This window comes from Streptosporangium pseudovulgare (assembly GCF_014648055.1).
In the GTDB taxonomy this organism is placed as follows: Bacteria; Actinomycetota; Actinomycetes; order Streptosporangiales; family Streptosporangiaceae; genus Streptosporangium; species Streptosporangium pseudovulgare.
This window is the reverse complement of record NZ_BMQJ01000015.1, coordinates 228,335-242,448: the sequence shown is the minus strand read 5'-3', so window position 1 is coordinate 242,448 and position 14,114 is coordinate 228,335. Positions and strand designations below refer to the sequence as shown.

Genomic DNA, 14,114 nt, shown 5'->3' with positions numbered 1-14,114 from the left:
GTGGGCGGTGGGTTCGATCGCCCTCGGGGCGAAGATCGCGCACGCGCCGTCGGACCGGCCGCCGTCACACACCGGCACCGGGCACGAGGCATCCGGCGGGACGCCGCAGCCGGTCCGGCCGAGCCCGGCCCCGGACACGGCGGGCCGCCGCCGCCCGCCACGGAGGAACGCGTCCCGGTCACGCGGCGGAGCCGGTCAGGCCGCGTCTCCCGCCGACGCCCGCCTCACCCGACCCTCGCCCGATGAACTTCCCTAAGGAGACACATGGACATGACGGGCGGCGAGGCTCTCGCCCGTTCACCGGCGGCCAACGGCGTCAGCCATATATTCGGCATCCCCGGCGTGCAGCTCGACCACGCCGCGGACGCGCTCTACCACGCGACTGGAAGCTGGCCCCCGCGCTGGCCACCGGCAACACCGTGGTGCTGAAACCCGCCGAGTTCACCCCCCTGTCGGCCTCGCTGTGGGCGGAGATCTTCCGTGAGGCGGGTGTGCCGGACGGTGTCTTCAACCTGGTCAACGGCTTCGGTGAGGACGCCGGCGACGCGCTGGTGAGGCACCCCGACGTGCCGCTGATCTCGTTCACCGGCGAGAGCCGCACCGGGCAGATCATCTTCGGCAACGCGGCGCCGTACCTCAAGGGCCTCTCCATGGAACTCGGTGGCAAGTCGCCCGCCGTGGTCTTCGCCGACGCCGACCTGGAGTCGGCGCTGGACGCGACGGTGTTCGGAGTGTTCTCACTCAACGGCGAGCGCTGTACGGCCGGCAGCCGCATCCTCGTCGAGCGATCCGTCTACGACGAGTTCGTGGAGCGCTACGCCGAACGCGCGAGGAACATCGTGGTCGGCGACCCGCACGACCCCGCGACCGAGGCCGGCGCGCTCGTGCACCCCGAGCACCACGACAAGGTCATGGGCTACGTCGAGATCGGCAAGGAAGAGGCCCGTCTCGTCGCGGGAGGAGGCCGTCCGGAGGGCCTCCCCGAGGGCAACTACGTCACCCCGACCGTCTTCGCCGACGTCAGGCCGGACGCCCGGATCTTCCAGGAGGAGGTCTTCGGCTCGGTCGTCGCGATCACCCCGTTCGAAGACGACGAGGAGGCCCTCAGGCCCGCCAACGGCGTCAGGTACGGCCTCGCGACGTACATCTGGACGAACGACCTCAGGCGCGCCCACACGTTCTCCCAGAGCGTCGACGCGGGCATGGTCTGGCTCAACTCGAACAACGTGCGCGACCTGCGCACCCCGTTCGGCGGCGTGAAGGCCTCCGGTCCCGGCCACGAGGGCGGCTACCGGTCGATCGACTTCTACACGGACCAGCAGGCCGTGCACATCACCCTGAACGACGCCCACTCGCCGCGGTTCGGCCGCGGACCCGGGGCGGCCCCGTCGTTCACGACGCGGAAGTGAGCGAGGAAAGCACCGTGACCACCGACATCCCCACCCCCAAGGCCCCGGCGCCCGACATCGTCCGGTGCGCGTACATGGAGCTGGTCGTCACCGATCTGAAGAAGTCGCGCGAGTTCTACGTCGACCTGCTCGGCCTCGTCGTCACCGAGGAGACCGAGACCGAGACCTACCTGCGGACGTTCGAGGAGTTCATCCACCACAACCTCGTCCTGCGCCAGGGCCCGGTGGCCGCCGTCGCCGCGCTCGCCTACCGGGTCCGCTCTCCCGAGGAGATCGACAGGGCGGTCGCGTTCTACACCGAGCTCGGCTGCCGGGTGGAGCGCCGCAAGGACGGCTTCGTCAGGGGCATCGGCGACGCGGTCCGCGTCCAGGACCCGCTCGGGTTCCCGGTCGAGTACTTCTACGAGGTCGAGCACGTCGAGCGTCTCGCCTGGCGCTACGAGCTGCACACTCCGGGCGCGCTGGTCCGCCTCGACCACTTCAACCTGGTCACGCCGGACGTTCCGCGGGCGGCGAAGCACCTGGTGGACCTCGGTTTCCGGGTGACCGAGGACATCGAGGACGGCGAGGGCACCGTGTACGCCGCGTGGATGCGCCGCAAGCCGGCCGTCCACGACACCGCGATGACCGGCGGCGACGGCCCGCGCATGCACCATGTCGCCTTCGCGACCCACGAGAAGCACAACATCATCGCGATCTGCGACAAGATGGGCGCTCTGCGGGTCTCCGACCGGATCGAGCGCGGTCCGGGCCGTCACGGCGTCTCGAACGCCTTCCACCTCTACATCCTCGACCCCGACGGTCACCGCGTGGAGATCTACACGCAGGACACTGGACCGGTGACCCGGACAACCCGCTCGTCACGTGGGACGTCCACGACAACCAGCGTCGCGACTGGTGGGGCAACCCGGTCGTCCCGAGCTGGTACACCGAGGCGTCGGCGGTGCTCGACCTCGACGGTGACCCCGTGCCGCCGGTGGAGCGCACGCACACCAGTGAGATGGCCGTGACGGTCGGCGCCGACGGCTTCTCCTACACCCGGGTGGGCGACGTCGAACGCGGCTTCAAGCTCGGCGAGCAGCTGTGAGCCGGTAGCCGGCGGCCGCGACCGGGGCGCGGTGGGGGACGGGAGACCCGGATCCCACCGCGCCCCGGGTGCGGGGCGAGATCCCGCGCACGGTCCGGCGGCCGCTTCGGCGCCGGTCAGAAGAGCTCGAAGGCGGAGGGGGAGCGGTGCCAGCCGAAGGCCGGGGCCGCGGCGGCCAGCGCGCCCGGGGTCAGCTCCCGGACGAGCCCGGTGCCGGCCAGCGTCCGGATCGACGTCCCGCCCATGTACAGGGCGCCCAGGGCCCGGATGTCGCACGCCAGGTCGGCGGGGTCGGAGGTGGGGACGCAGGTCGCCGACTCCGGCGAGCCGGTCAGCCGCCACCGGCCGGTGTTGACCGGCATGAACTCGTCGGTCACGTCGATCACGACGTCCACGGGCGCGGCGTACCGGCGCGACTCCAGGGCCTTGGCGACGTCCACGACGCGGATCCACAGCGCGTCGCACAGGTGCGCCGCGAGCTGCCGCGGCTCCTCGACCCAGTAGAACAGCGGCTCGTCGACCGAGCACGACCACGTCGTGACCGAGCGGGTGAGGTCCACCGTCAGCAGGAACCGCCACAGCGCGTCGTACGCCTCGGGGGTCGTGGAGACCTGCTCCACCAGCTCGACCTGCCCGATCGGGCCGTTGCCGGTCCAGTTGCCGCGCACCCGCCACAGGGCGTAGCCGTCGACGCCGCCGTCGCCCTCGTGCAGGACGACCCGCAGCGCCGAGGCGCCGGCCCGCATCGACATGAGGTCGGCCAGGCGGTAGTCCCAGTGGGCCTCGGTCCGCTCCGACCAGCCGGGCTGCTCGGCGTACACCTGGTCGTAGACCTTGACGAGGGCGTCGCGCAGGTCGGCGGGGCTGCCCTCGATGATCTTTCCTGCGCCCTTGCCGGGCGGCGGGGTGACCTCGCGGGAGTTCACGTTGAGCCCGATCCGGCGGATCGACAGGCCGTAGCCGAAGCGGTGGTAGATGCGCGCCTCGCTGGCCCAGCACAGGGTGATGGCCTCGCCGAGGGCACGGGCGTCCTCGAAGTGCCGGCGCATCATCTTGGTCAGCAGGCCCTGGCGGCGGGCGCCGGCGGAGACGGCGCCGCGGCAGCCGTGGGCGGCGGGGATCACCGCCCCGGGGACGGCGATCTGCCGGGTGTTGCACCCCAGCGTGCCGACGACCCGTCCGCCGCTCCGCGCGACCAGCGAGCGGGCGGGCTCGAAGAGCTCGCGCTCGGCCTCGCGGCTCTGCGGGTCGCCGTCGATGTTGATGCCCGCGGAGAACGTCGCGTAGATGTCGTCCCAGTCCTCGTGGGTCGGGACCTCGATCGTGATGTCGTCGGCCACGGCTTCCCCAAGGTCGTTGCTCTTCATTCGGTAGCCTCCGGATTGCCACACTCGGGTTTTCGACCGGATTACGGTGAACGGCGTTCGCCCTCGTATCCTCACACCGCCTCATGAGCGGAACATCTCCTGAAATGCGGGACCACCGGCCCGCGCGCGCCTGCGGGTGAAGTCGGCAAAAGCAGAGAAAGGCGTTTCCCGGGGGACTGTAAGAATTGGCCGCATGAAGGCCCTGGTGCTGTCCGGCGGGTCTGGCACCCGCCTGCGTCCTTTCAGCTACTCCATGCCGAAGCAGCTCATCCCGATCGCCAACAAACCGGTCCTTGAGCACGTGCTGGAGAACATCCGCGACCTCGGGGTCACCGAGGTCGGCGTCATCGTCGGCGGCTGGGCGGCCGAGATCGCCGGAGTGATCGGCGACGGGTCGCGGCTGGGGGTGCGCGTCACCTACATCCCGCAGGACCGGCCGCTGGGCCTGGCGCACTGCGTGGCGCTGGCCCGCCCGTTCCTCGGCGACGACGACTTCGTGATGTACCTCGGCGACAACATGCTGCCCGACGGTGTGGAGACCATCGCCGAGGAGTTCCGGGCCGGCCGGCCGGCGGCGCAGGTCGTGGTGCACCGGGTCGCCGACCCGCGCGCCTTCGGGGTCGTGGAGCTGGGCCGGGACGGCGCGGTCCGGCGGCTGGTGGAGAAACCCGCCCGGCCCCGCAGCGACCTGGCCATGGTCGGCGTCTACTTCTTCACCGCCCGGATCCATGACGCGGTCGCCGCGATCCGGCCCGGGGCCCGCGGCGAACTGGAGATCACCGACGCGATCCAGTGGCTGGTCGACCGGGGATCGGCGGTCAGGGCCAGCGAGTACCGGGGCTACTGGAAGGACACCGGCCGGGCCGAGGACGTGCTGGAGTGCAACCGGCGGCTGCTCGCCGAGCTGGGCGACCGGGTCGTGCTGGGCCCCGGGGCGCGGGTGGTGCGGTCCGTCATCGAGGGGCCGGCCATCATCGGGGCGAACACCCTGATCGAGGACTGCCACCTCGGGCCCGACGTCTCCATCGGCCAGGACTGCGTGCTGCGCCGTACGCGGCTGGCCGACTCGATCGTGCTGGACGGCGCGACGATCTCCGAGGTCCCAGGTCTGTACGGGTCGATGATCGGGCGGTCTGCCGTCGTGATGCCGGCCGACCGGGAGAAGGTCCAGCACCGGCTGCTGGTCGGCGACCACACGCGGGTCGAGCTGGTCGCCTGACGGGCCGGGCACGGAAAAGGGGGACCTCCGGCGGGAGGTCCCCCTTCGCGTGTCCGGCGTCCGTTCCGCGCGCCGTCCGCGGCCAGGCGCCGGCGGCCGGGAGGCGTCAGACGGCGTTCGCCGGGGAGTTCTGGTAGGCGGTGAGCAGCCACCGGCCGTCCTGCTTGGCCAGGACCCACGTGGCGTGGACCGCGCGCTCCGGCGCGGGCTGGGTCTCGTCGCCCACCAGGACGCCGCCCCGCGTCACGAGGATGGCGCCGTCGGCGCCGGTGAACCGCACCGAGATCGGCTCGCCGGCCACCCGGGTGCCCCGGAGGGGACCGGCGTAGGCCCCGGCCATGTAGCCGCGGATCCCGTCGCGGCCGGAGACGAAGACCCCGGGCAGGACCATGGTGGCGTCCTCGGTGAAGACCTCGGCGAAGGCGTCGGCGTCGTTGGCGGCCCACGCGGCGATGATGCGCTTGGGCACCTCGCTGACGGCCGTGATGTCGTCGGTGATGGTCGGTGATGCGCTCATGCTGGCGTTCCCTCACTCGATGGCTGGGACAGGGCAGGCCCGGCGGGCCGGCGGAGGGAAGGGGATCGCCCCGCGACCTCGCGGGCCCGCACATTCGCATCGTGGTCGCCCGGCGCCGGACGCCGCACCTCTCGGCGTGCGGTGTCCGTTTCGCGGGCGTCCCCGCGCGGGCCGGGAGAGTGGCTCCGTACGGTTGCCCGGCCTCCGGGCGGACGGCCTCCCCGCGCGGGCCGGGGGAGTGGGGACGGGATCGCGGCGGGAGACCCGGACGAACCGGTGATGGCCGGCGAGGGCCCCGCGCGGGGCGCTGGCAGGAAGTTGCCGGTGACCGGCACCTTGCTGAGGGCCCTCCGCCTGGAACGCCGGACGCGGCGCCGGGAGACTGACGGTGCGGCCGATGACCGTGCCGCTTCCGGATGTCTCCGCTCCGCTTCCGGACGCCTCCGCGGCGGTCCCCGGCCGTCCCCGAGGCGGTGGCCGGCCGTCCCGCGCCGGAGCGCACCCCATGGAGGACTGATGATTTCGACGGAGATCCGCCGTGCCGCGGTTCTCGGCTGCGGCCTGATCGGGGCGTCGGTGGCGCTCGCGCTGCGCCGTACGGGGGTCCACGTCACCCTGTCCGACCGCGATCCGTACGCGGTGCGCAAGGCCGAGCGGATGGGCGCGGGAACGGCGTCGGCCCGCGGCGACCGCCCGGCCGACGTGGTGATCATCGCCACCCCGCCGTCCACGGTCCCCGGCGTGCTGCGCGAGGCCCAGGACCGCGGGCTGGGCCGGGTGTACACCGACGTCGCGAGCACGAAGGCGGGCATCCTCGCCGAGGCCGAGGCGGCCGGCTGCGACGTCTCGGTCTACGTGCCGGGACATCCGATGGCGGGCGGGGAGTCGTCGGGGCCGGGGGCGGCGCGCGCCGACCTGTTCGCCGGCCGCCGGTGGGCGCTGTGCCCGCACCCGGCGACACGGCCGGACGCGGTGCGCCTGGTGACGGAGCTGGTGGCGCTGTGCGGGGCCGAGCACCGGCTGGTCCGCCCGGACGCCCACGACCGGGTCACCGCCGCGGTCTCCCACGTGCCGCACCTGGTGGCGGCGGCGCTGGCGGCGAGGTTCGCGGGGGCCGACGAGACCACGCTCGCGCTGGCGGGCCAGGGCCTGCGGGACGTCACCCGGATCGCGGGCGGTTCCCCCGACCTGTGGTGCGACATCCTGCGGCAGAACGCCGGCCCGATCGCCGAGGTGCTCGACGCGGTGGTGCGGGACCTCACCGAGGTCGCGTCCGCGCTGCGGGGGGCGGACCCCGGCGCGTTCGGGGCGTCCGGTGTGCCCGGAGCATCCGGTGTGTCAGGGATGACCGGCGCGGCCGGGACGCCGGGCGCGCTCGCCGGCCTGCTCGTCCGGGGCAACCGCGGTCGTGCCCTCCTCGCCGGCGCGCGCCCGGCCGGTGTGGCGGGCGGACACCCCGCGGCGCCGAAGGCGGCGGCCTGACCCGCTTCTCCGTTCCTTTCCCGCCGTTTCCGGCGTTCCCCCGTTTCCGTCGAAGGACCGCTGCTCCCGCCGTTCCCCGGAGGACTTCTCGCCCCGCCCGGTCCTCCCCGCCCCACCGGGGGGACGAGCGCACTCACGAAGGTGCCGCGGCCGTACGCGGATGCGACATTCGTGAGGAGATCACCGGCGGGCGCCTCCCGGTCCGTGTTTCCCGGACGACAGGACGAGCGTGCCGGCCTTGTACGCGTCGCGAGCCGGAGGCCGGGGAGCGGTTCTCGGGGGCTCGTCGACGACGACTAGGAGGAAATGGTGCTGACGACCGATGTCCCGGCGCGGGAAGAGCTCGTTCGCCGCGCGTCCGAACTGCTGCCGGTGCTGCGGAAGAACGCGGCCTGGTCGGAGGAGAACCGTCGGCTTCACGACGAGTCGATCCAGGCCCTGGCCGACGCCGGCGTCTTCAAGCTGAGGGTGCCCGCCCACTACGGCGGCTACGAGGCCGACACCCGCACCCTCGTCGAGGTCGCCGCCGAGCTGGCCAAGGCCGACGGATCCACCGCGTGGACGGCGTCCGTCTACTGGATCCCCACCTGGATGACCTGCATGTTCCCCGACGAGGTCCAGGACGAGGTGTTCTCCACGCCCGACGTCCGGGTGTGCGGGACGCTGAGCCCGAGCGCCATGGCCACCCCCGTGGACGGCGGCGTGGTCGTCAACGGCCGCTGGGGCTTCGTCAGCGGCGCCTGGCACAGCCACTGGCAGGAGATCATCGCCATCCAGGCCGGTCCGGGCGTCGAGCCGATGCCGATCATGGCGCTGGTCCCGATGTCGGACCTGGAGATCGTGGACGACTGGAACACCTCGGGCCTGAAGGGCACCGGCAGTGTCAGCACCGTCGCCAAGGACGTCTTCATCCCCGCCGAGCGCGTCCTGCCCCTGCCCGCGGTGCTCGCCGGGCAGTACGCCTCGAAGCTGAACGCGGCCTCGCCGATCTACCGCGTCCCGCTGCTGCCGGTCGCCTCGGCCTCCTCGGTCGGCACCGCGGTCGGCCTGGCGAAGGCCGCCCAGGAGGCGTTCTTCCAGCGGCTCCCCGAGCGGAAGATCACCTACACCGGGTACTCCAGCCAGCGTGAGGCGCCCCTGACGCACCTGCAGGTCGCCGAGGCGGCCATGAAGGTCGACGAGGCCGAGTTCCACGCGGGACGGCTGGCCGGCCTGGTGGACGGCAAGGGCGTCAGCGGCGAGCAGTGGACGCTGGAGGAGCGGGTCAAGGCGCGCGCGGACATGGGGGCGGCGTGCCGCCTCGCCAAGGAGGCCGTGGACATCTACGCCACGGCCAGCGGCGGGTCGTCGATCTACACCCACGTGCCGATCCAGCGGATCGCCCGCGACATCAGCGCCATGAACCTGCACGCCCTGATGCACCCGAACACCAACGCCGAGCTGTACGGCCGCATCCTCTGCGGCCTGGAGCCCGACACCTTCTACATCTAGGGCCTGTACGGAGTCGAGGCCGGAGGGACTCGCCCGCGCTCCGGTCCGCGATCCCGGCCGGCCGCCGCCCGCGGGCCGGCCGGCCTCGACCCGGTCGGCGTGGACTCCACCACGGCTCGCCGCCCACCACCACGCCGCCGAAGTGGTGGCGGGCGGCGAGCCGGTCAGGGCTTCGGAGGAGACCGCCGAGCAGGAAAGACGGCCGCGCCGAAGAGGCGTCACCGCCTCCACTGCTCCGGCCGTGCCACGCGCCTGGCATCTCTGCCCGCGTTCTCTCTCCGACCGCACCCCGGCCACACACCGAAAATCTCAAGCGTTGCGGTACACGTCCCGTCTTTCGGACAACTGCTCCAGGTCGGCCGACCGGTAGGTGGCGACGGCGCCGACGTTGGAGCTCGGGGTGTACACGACCACGCTGGACGAACCCGACTCCTGGAGTGCCCGCGCCGCGGCGAGCGTGATCGCCCGGCCGTAACCGTGACCGCGGTGCGCCCGGTGCACCCCCATCGGCTCGATCAGCCCGATCCTGCCTTCACCCGCCGACCACACGATCACGGCCGCCACCGCCTCGCCCCGCTCATCGCGAACGGCCAGGCACCGCGCGTCGGCATACGGTGCACCCGCCGCCATCGCGTGCCAGCGCTCGCCGGTGAACGTCGACCCGTCGAACGACGCCCGCAGGACCGCGGCCCACTCGTCCGCCTGTTCCGGCCCGACCACTTCGACGCGAACGCCGGGATCCGGCACAGGCGCCCCGAGGTCACGCCGAAGCAGTGTCCACGGCTCGCCGCTCTCCCAGCCGTCCTCGGACAACAGGTCCTGGACCAGCGCCTCCGTCGGCGCCTCGACGTACACCCTGCCCCTGGGCAGCACCCCGCGCTCAGGCGCCGACACGTCCTCGGCCACCTGCCGCGCCAGCTCCTCGTCCCGCAACGCCTGAGGAGCGAACGCCAACCGCAGCAGCTCCGCACCGTCCAGCAGCCCGATCGCCAGAACCTGCCCGGCCCGGCTCCAGGTCCGCGTGGCCTCCGCCGTCCGCTGCGCACCGAACCGCCAGAACCACCCCACATCCCCCGGGTGCAACTGCACGGGCGCGCTGTCGTCCTGCCACTCCGCCAGCACCCGCAGCATGTCACCGAGCCCATCGGCCCCCGGCCTGCCCAGTTTGACCTTCATCTTCCGATGACACACCATCCCACCGATGGTCCGCACCCGAATTTCCGGTCCGGTGGAGCAGCCGGGCGCGCGGGGCGGGAGCAGGAGGTGTCCGATCGACCGGTTCATCGCGATGCGGGCCCGTGAACGACCGTGGGTCCCGGGCCGTGAGCCTGGAGAACCATGGGCCGGACACGGGAAAGGCCGTTCCCTTCCGAGGGGCTCTCGGAAGGGAACGGCCTTTCCCGTGTCCGTGTGTCCGTGCCCGGGACCGCTAGACCGCGGAGACCTCGGCCTGGCCGGCGACCTTCCGGACCAGCGCCTCCAGGTTCGGGTCCTCCTCGAAGATGTCGCCCACGTCGATGGAGACGCCGAGCTCATCCTCGATCCGGGACACCAGGCGGACCGCTGAGATCGACTCCCCTTCGAGGTCGAAGAACGTGGCGTCCTCCATCCCGTCCGGCACGTCGAGCACGTGCTTCCAGATCTCCGCGACCTTGCCCTCGATGACCGAGAGGCTGAGCTCGCCGGGACGATTGCCATTCATCCGGGTTCCTCCCATCGCCAGACAAACGTCAATGGCGGCGTGTGAGCAGATCCGCGATCCGCGCAGGTCCGTAGGCCGATTCCTGTTTCCTCATCATCACGGCGCGGTGATCCGGGCGCATCTCCGAGAGTGCGAGCGCGGCGGTCCGGACGGCCGTCACGAAAATCCCGGCGGCGTCAGGTGAGGATCCGCGTCGCGCCCCCCGGCCGTTTCACGCCCAGGCGCTCGCGGATCTTCCGCCCGGCCGGCACGTCGAGCCGCTCGGTCAGTTCGAGGGCCCTGGCCCGCGCCTCGTCGGCCTCGGCGTCGGCCTCGGAGGCGCGCAGCGCCTCGCTCAGCAGGGCGAGGGCCTCGGCCTCCTGGAGCGGGATCTGCATCCCGCGGAACAGCGAGACGGACCTGCGCAGGTGGACGGCGGCCTGATCCGGGTCGCCGGACACGAGGGCCAGCTCGCCCAGCCCGGCGAGCACCTGCGCCTCGGCGAGCCGGTGGCGGGAGCTGCCGGCCGGCTCCAGCGCCTGGTGCAGCATGGCGTCGGCCTCGGCGATGCGTCCCTGACGCAGCCGGGCGATGCCCAGGCCGTGCAGGCTGAACGCCTCGCCCGTGGAGTCGCCGATCTCCCGCACCGCCGTCAGCGCCTCCTCGAAGGCGCCCGCCGCCAGGCCGAACTCGCGTGCCTGGAGGTGGGCCAGGCCCATGCGGTGCAGCACCTGGGCGGTCACCCTGCGGTCACCCCCGGACTTGCTGAGCGTCAGGGCCTCGGCGAGCATCGTCTTCGCGCCCTCGGGGTCGTCGCAGTCGAGGCGGAGCTGGGCGAGGCTGTGCAGCGTCTGCGCCGCGGCGACGTCGTCGCCGACGGAGCGGAAGATCCCCAATGCCTTCTCGTAGTCCTCCGCGGCCGCCTCGAAGTGGCCGTTCATACGTTCCATGGTCGCGATGCTGCGGACGGCCAGGGCGGTCCGCCGCTCGTCGCCGACGGCCTGGAAGAGCTCGACCGCCGCCTCGAACTCACGCCGCGCGTCGCCGAAGCGCTGCTCGTTGAACGACAACGAGCCGGCGGTGTACAGGATCTCCGCCTGGCCGCGTTTGTCCCCGGTGCCGCGGGCGGCCTCCAGGGCGATCTCGTGGGTCTCGCGCCAGTCGTCGAGGTAGACCCTCGACTCGAAGAACGTGGCGGCGGTCGTCGCGAGCCGCCAGCACAGCTCTCCGAGACCGGCCTGCGCCGCCTGGCGGATGCCGTACACCAGGAGGGGGCGCTCGCGCTCGAACCACGCGATCGGCTCGGTGACGAGCTGCCGCACCAGTTCGTCGGGCAGCACCCGGGGGATCTCCGTCTCCGCGAAGACCTGCGGGCAGGTCCCGAACTCGCGGCATCGGGCCGCGTCCACGAGGATGAGCAGCCCGCTCAGCACCCGGCTGAGCGCGGCGCCGCGCTCGGCGGCGGGCTCCTCGGCGGCGAGGCGTTCCCGGGCGAACACCCGGACGAGGTCGTGGAAGCGGTACTGGGTGTGCACGCCCCGCCCGGTGCCGACGACCTCGACGAGCTGGGCGTCGGCCAGGTCGTCCAGCAGGTCCTGGGCCTCCAGGAGCGGTTGCTTCAGCAGGGCCGCGCCGGTCCACCCGGAGAAGACGTGGGAGTCGAGGATCGCCAGCCGCCGGAACAGCCGGCGGGCCTCCTCGCTGATGCCGTCGTAGGTCAGGGAGAGGCTGGCGCGGATGCCCATCTCGCCGTGCATCAGCTCGTCGAGCCTGCGGGTCTCGTCGCGCAGCCGGCCCACCAGCTGCTCGACGCTCCAGTGCGGGCGCGCGGCGAGGCGGGCGCCGGCGATGCGCAGCGCCAGCGGCAGGTGCCCGCACAGCTCGGCGAGCGCCGCGGCGGAGCCCGACTCGGACCGCACGCGGTCGGTCCCGGCCACGTGGGAGAGCAGGTCCACCGAGTGGGCCGGGTCGAAGAGGTCCACGTCGACGTGGGTGACGCCGGCCAGCCCGGCGAGCCGGCTGCGGCTGGTGATGATGACGGCCGAGGCGGGGTTGCCCGGCAGCAGCGGCAGGACCTGGCTCTCGCTGCCCACGTCGTCCAGCACGATCAGCATCCTGCGGTCGGCCAGCAGCGTCCGGTACGTCTCGGCCCGCTCGTCCAGCCCGTCGGGCAGGGCGGTGCCGGGTATGCCGAGGGTGCGCAGGAACCGTTCGAGCACCTGCAGCGGGCTGACCGGGCGGGACACGCCGCTGTGCAGGCTGGCGAAGAGCTGGCCGTCGGGGAAGTGCTCCATCACGCTGTGCGCGGCGTGGACCGCGACGCTGGTCTTGCCGATCCCCGCCCGGCCGGTGACCACGACGATCGGTACGGCGAAGCGCGCCGCGCCGTCGGAGGCGACGGTCAGCCGCCTGCGGATGACGTCCACCTGCTCGGCGCGGCCGATGAAGTCGGCGATGCCGGCCGGGAGCATGCCGGGCACCGCCGGGACGGGGGCCTGCGGCGCGGCCCCGGCCCGCGCGGGCGCCTGGGGGGCGTCGAGGCTCTCGTCGGAGGTGAGGATCGCGTGTTCGAGCTGCTGCAGCCGCTCGTTGGGCTCGATGCCCAGCTCGTCGATCATGGTGCGCCGGGCGTCGCGATAGACCTGGAGCGCCTCGGCCTGCCGGCCCGAGCGGTACAGCGCCGTCATGAGCTGGCCGAGGAGCCGCTCGCGCAGCGGGTACTCCTCCACGAGCCGGGTGAGCTCGCCGACCAGCTCGTGGTGGCGGCCGAGGTCGAGCTCCAGCTGGAGGCAGTCCTCGTTGGAGGTGATCCGCTGCTCGGCGAGGCGGGTCGCGACCGACTGCACCAGCCGGCTGTCGATGCCCTCCAGGGCCGGCCCCCGCCACAGCGAGAGCGCCTCGCGGTAGTGCCTGACGGCCTCCTCGAGATCGCCGCCGTCACGGGCGCGGCGGGCCCGAAGCACGAGGTTCTCGAAGCGGCACGCGTCTATCTGCTCGTCGTCGGCGCGCAGCGCGTACCCCTGCGACCTCGTCACGATCACCTCTTCACCGCCGTGACCGGCGAAGAGCCGTCTCAGCGCCGAGATGCAGATCTGCACCTGGGCCCGCGACGTGGCGGGCGGGTCGTCCCCGTAGATGGCCTCCATGAGGCGGCCCGTGGCCACCGTCCGGTTGGCGTCCAGGAGAAGAGTGGCCAGGACGGTCTGCTGCCGGATACCACCGAGATCCACGCGTTGTCCGTCCGCGGTGACTTCGAGCGCTCCTAGAACGCGAAACTCCACGCGCATCTCCTTGAAGAAACTTCCGCCCCCCGGCGCTGCGAGACATTCACGCTTTGCAGCCGTGCGGGGCACGGGAAGTGACGGACCTCCCCGAAGCCGGCTTTCCTGGTCACAGGAAGTTTACGTAAAGCATGGTTCGGGAACACCAGGGGTTCTGCGCGGTGTGTTCCAAGATCAGCACTCTAACGCTACCTTGTTCGCGATTGTACGCTCTGTCCGTTTCGTGAATGGATGGTACAACGCGGAATGGGGTGTTGCCAGGCGAACCGCGTGCCCGTGGGCGATTCCCCTTGTCAACCCGGTGAAAAACACGAAACGGCCGGGGACTCGCGTCCCCGGCCGTCTCGGCGTTCGGTGGTGTTCCTGTCATCCCCAGGGGTTGCAGCACATGGGGCGGTGGGTGGTGGGCGGCGGCGGGACCGGGGAAGACGCGTTCGCGGCCACGCCGCTGACGGTGACGCCCGCGAGGGCGATGACGATCGAGACACCCAGTCGCACGACGGTCTTGCTGATCTTGCCGCTCATCTCTACCTCCGTGGTCGTGGCGGCGTCGCCGGGACGCCGTTCCTGACACCGATGA

The 14,114-nt window shown here is 72.3% G+C and carries 12 protein-coding genes; 6 read left to right on the top strand and 6 right to left on the bottom strand.

Annotated elements, in window-relative coordinates:
- Window positions 1–264 precede the first annotated feature (264 nt).
- From IEZ10_RS27715 to hpaD, 3 genes are read left to right on the top strand one after another with little or no spacing between them, the layout of a single operon-like run.
- Window positions 265–429: a hypothetical protein gene (locus tag IEZ10_RS27715; protein WP_189249496.1), complete on the top strand. Its 165-nt coding sequence runs from the start codon at window positions 265–267 to the stop codon at window positions 427–429.
- Complete coding sequence (locus IEZ10_RS27710; RefSeq protein ID WP_229811705.1) at window positions 420–1,409, top strand: aldehyde dehydrogenase family protein; 990 nt, start codon at window positions 420–422, stop codon at window positions 1,407–1,409. The genes IEZ10_RS27715 and IEZ10_RS27710 overlap by 10 nt, the downstream gene beginning before the upstream one ends.
- Before the next feature lie 14 nt (window positions 1,410–1,423).
- Complete coding sequence (gene hpaD, locus IEZ10_RS27705) at window positions 1,424–2,419, top strand: 3,4-dihydroxyphenylacetate 2,3-dioxygenase (protein ID WP_229811704.1); 996 nt, start codon at window positions 1,424–1,426, stop codon at window positions 2,417–2,419.
- Between the two features lie 193 nt (window positions 2,420–2,612).
- Here hpaD and IEZ10_RS27700 read toward each other — a convergent pair whose 3' ends face one another.
- On the bottom strand, window positions 2,613–3,863 hold the full coding sequence (locus IEZ10_RS27700) for a GNAT family N-acetyltransferase (protein ID WP_189249447.1): 1,251 nt from the start codon (window positions 3,861–3,863) through the stop codon (window positions 2,613–2,615).
- 193 nt (window positions 3,864–4,056) lie between these two features.
- On the opposite strand from IEZ10_RS27700, the gene IEZ10_RS27695 reads away from it, so the two are divergent.
- On the top strand, window positions 4,057–5,082 hold the full coding sequence (locus IEZ10_RS27695) for a glucose-1-phosphate thymidylyltransferase (RefSeq protein ID WP_189249446.1): 1,026 nt from the start codon (window positions 4,057–4,059) through the stop codon (window positions 5,080–5,082).
- A gap of 106 nt (window positions 5,083–5,188) precedes the next feature.
- Here the strand turns inward: IEZ10_RS27695 and IEZ10_RS27690 are convergent, their stop codons facing one another.
- Window positions 5,189–5,599: an SgcJ/EcaC family oxidoreductase gene (locus IEZ10_RS27690; RefSeq protein ID WP_189249445.1), complete on the bottom strand. Its 411-nt coding sequence runs from the start codon at window positions 5,597–5,599 to the stop codon at window positions 5,189–5,191.
- Between the two features lie 516 nt (window positions 5,600–6,115).
- Here IEZ10_RS27690 and IEZ10_RS27685 point away from each other — a divergent pair.
- Together IEZ10_RS27685 and IEZ10_RS27680 are read left to right on the top strand one after the other, a co-directional pair.
- Window positions 6,116–7,081: a prephenate dehydrogenase gene (locus tag IEZ10_RS27685; RefSeq protein WP_189249444.1), complete on the top strand. Its 966-nt coding sequence runs from the start codon at window positions 6,116–6,118 to the stop codon at window positions 7,079–7,081.
- A gap of 309 nt (window positions 7,082–7,390) precedes the next feature.
- Window positions 7,391–8,572, top strand: a complete 1,182-nt coding sequence (locus tag IEZ10_RS27680; protein ID WP_229811703.1) for an acyl-CoA dehydrogenase family protein — start codon at window positions 7,391–7,393, stop codon at window positions 8,570–8,572.
- 309 nt (window positions 8,573–8,881) lie between these two features.
- Here the strand turns inward: IEZ10_RS27680 and IEZ10_RS27675 are convergent, their stop codons facing one another.
- The 4 genes from IEZ10_RS27675 to IEZ10_RS27660 all read right to left on the bottom strand — a co-directional run bounded on the left by IEZ10_RS27675 (window position 8,882) and on the right by IEZ10_RS27660 (window position 14,059).
- Window positions 8,882–9,748 (bottom strand): GNAT family N-acetyltransferase, encoded by an 867-nt coding sequence (locus IEZ10_RS27675; RefSeq protein ID WP_189249442.1) that lies wholly within the window; start codon window positions 9,746–9,748, stop codon window positions 8,882–8,884.
- 253 nt (window positions 9,749–10,001) lie between these two features.
- Window positions 10,002–10,274: an acyl carrier protein gene (locus IEZ10_RS27670; RefSeq protein ID WP_189249441.1), complete on the bottom strand. Its 273-nt coding sequence runs from the start codon at window positions 10,272–10,274 to the stop codon at window positions 10,002–10,004.
- Between the two features lie 176 nt (window positions 10,275–10,450).
- Complete coding sequence (locus tag IEZ10_RS27665; protein WP_189249440.1) at window positions 10,451–13,534, bottom strand: AfsR/SARP family transcriptional regulator; 3,084 nt, start codon at window positions 13,532–13,534, stop codon at window positions 10,451–10,453.
- A gap of 366 nt (window positions 13,535–13,900) precedes the next feature.
- Window positions 13,901–14,059: a hypothetical protein gene (locus tag IEZ10_RS27660; protein WP_189249439.1), complete on the bottom strand. Its 159-nt coding sequence runs from the start codon at window positions 14,057–14,059 to the stop codon at window positions 13,901–13,903.
- Window positions 14,060–14,114 lie beyond the last annotated feature (55 nt).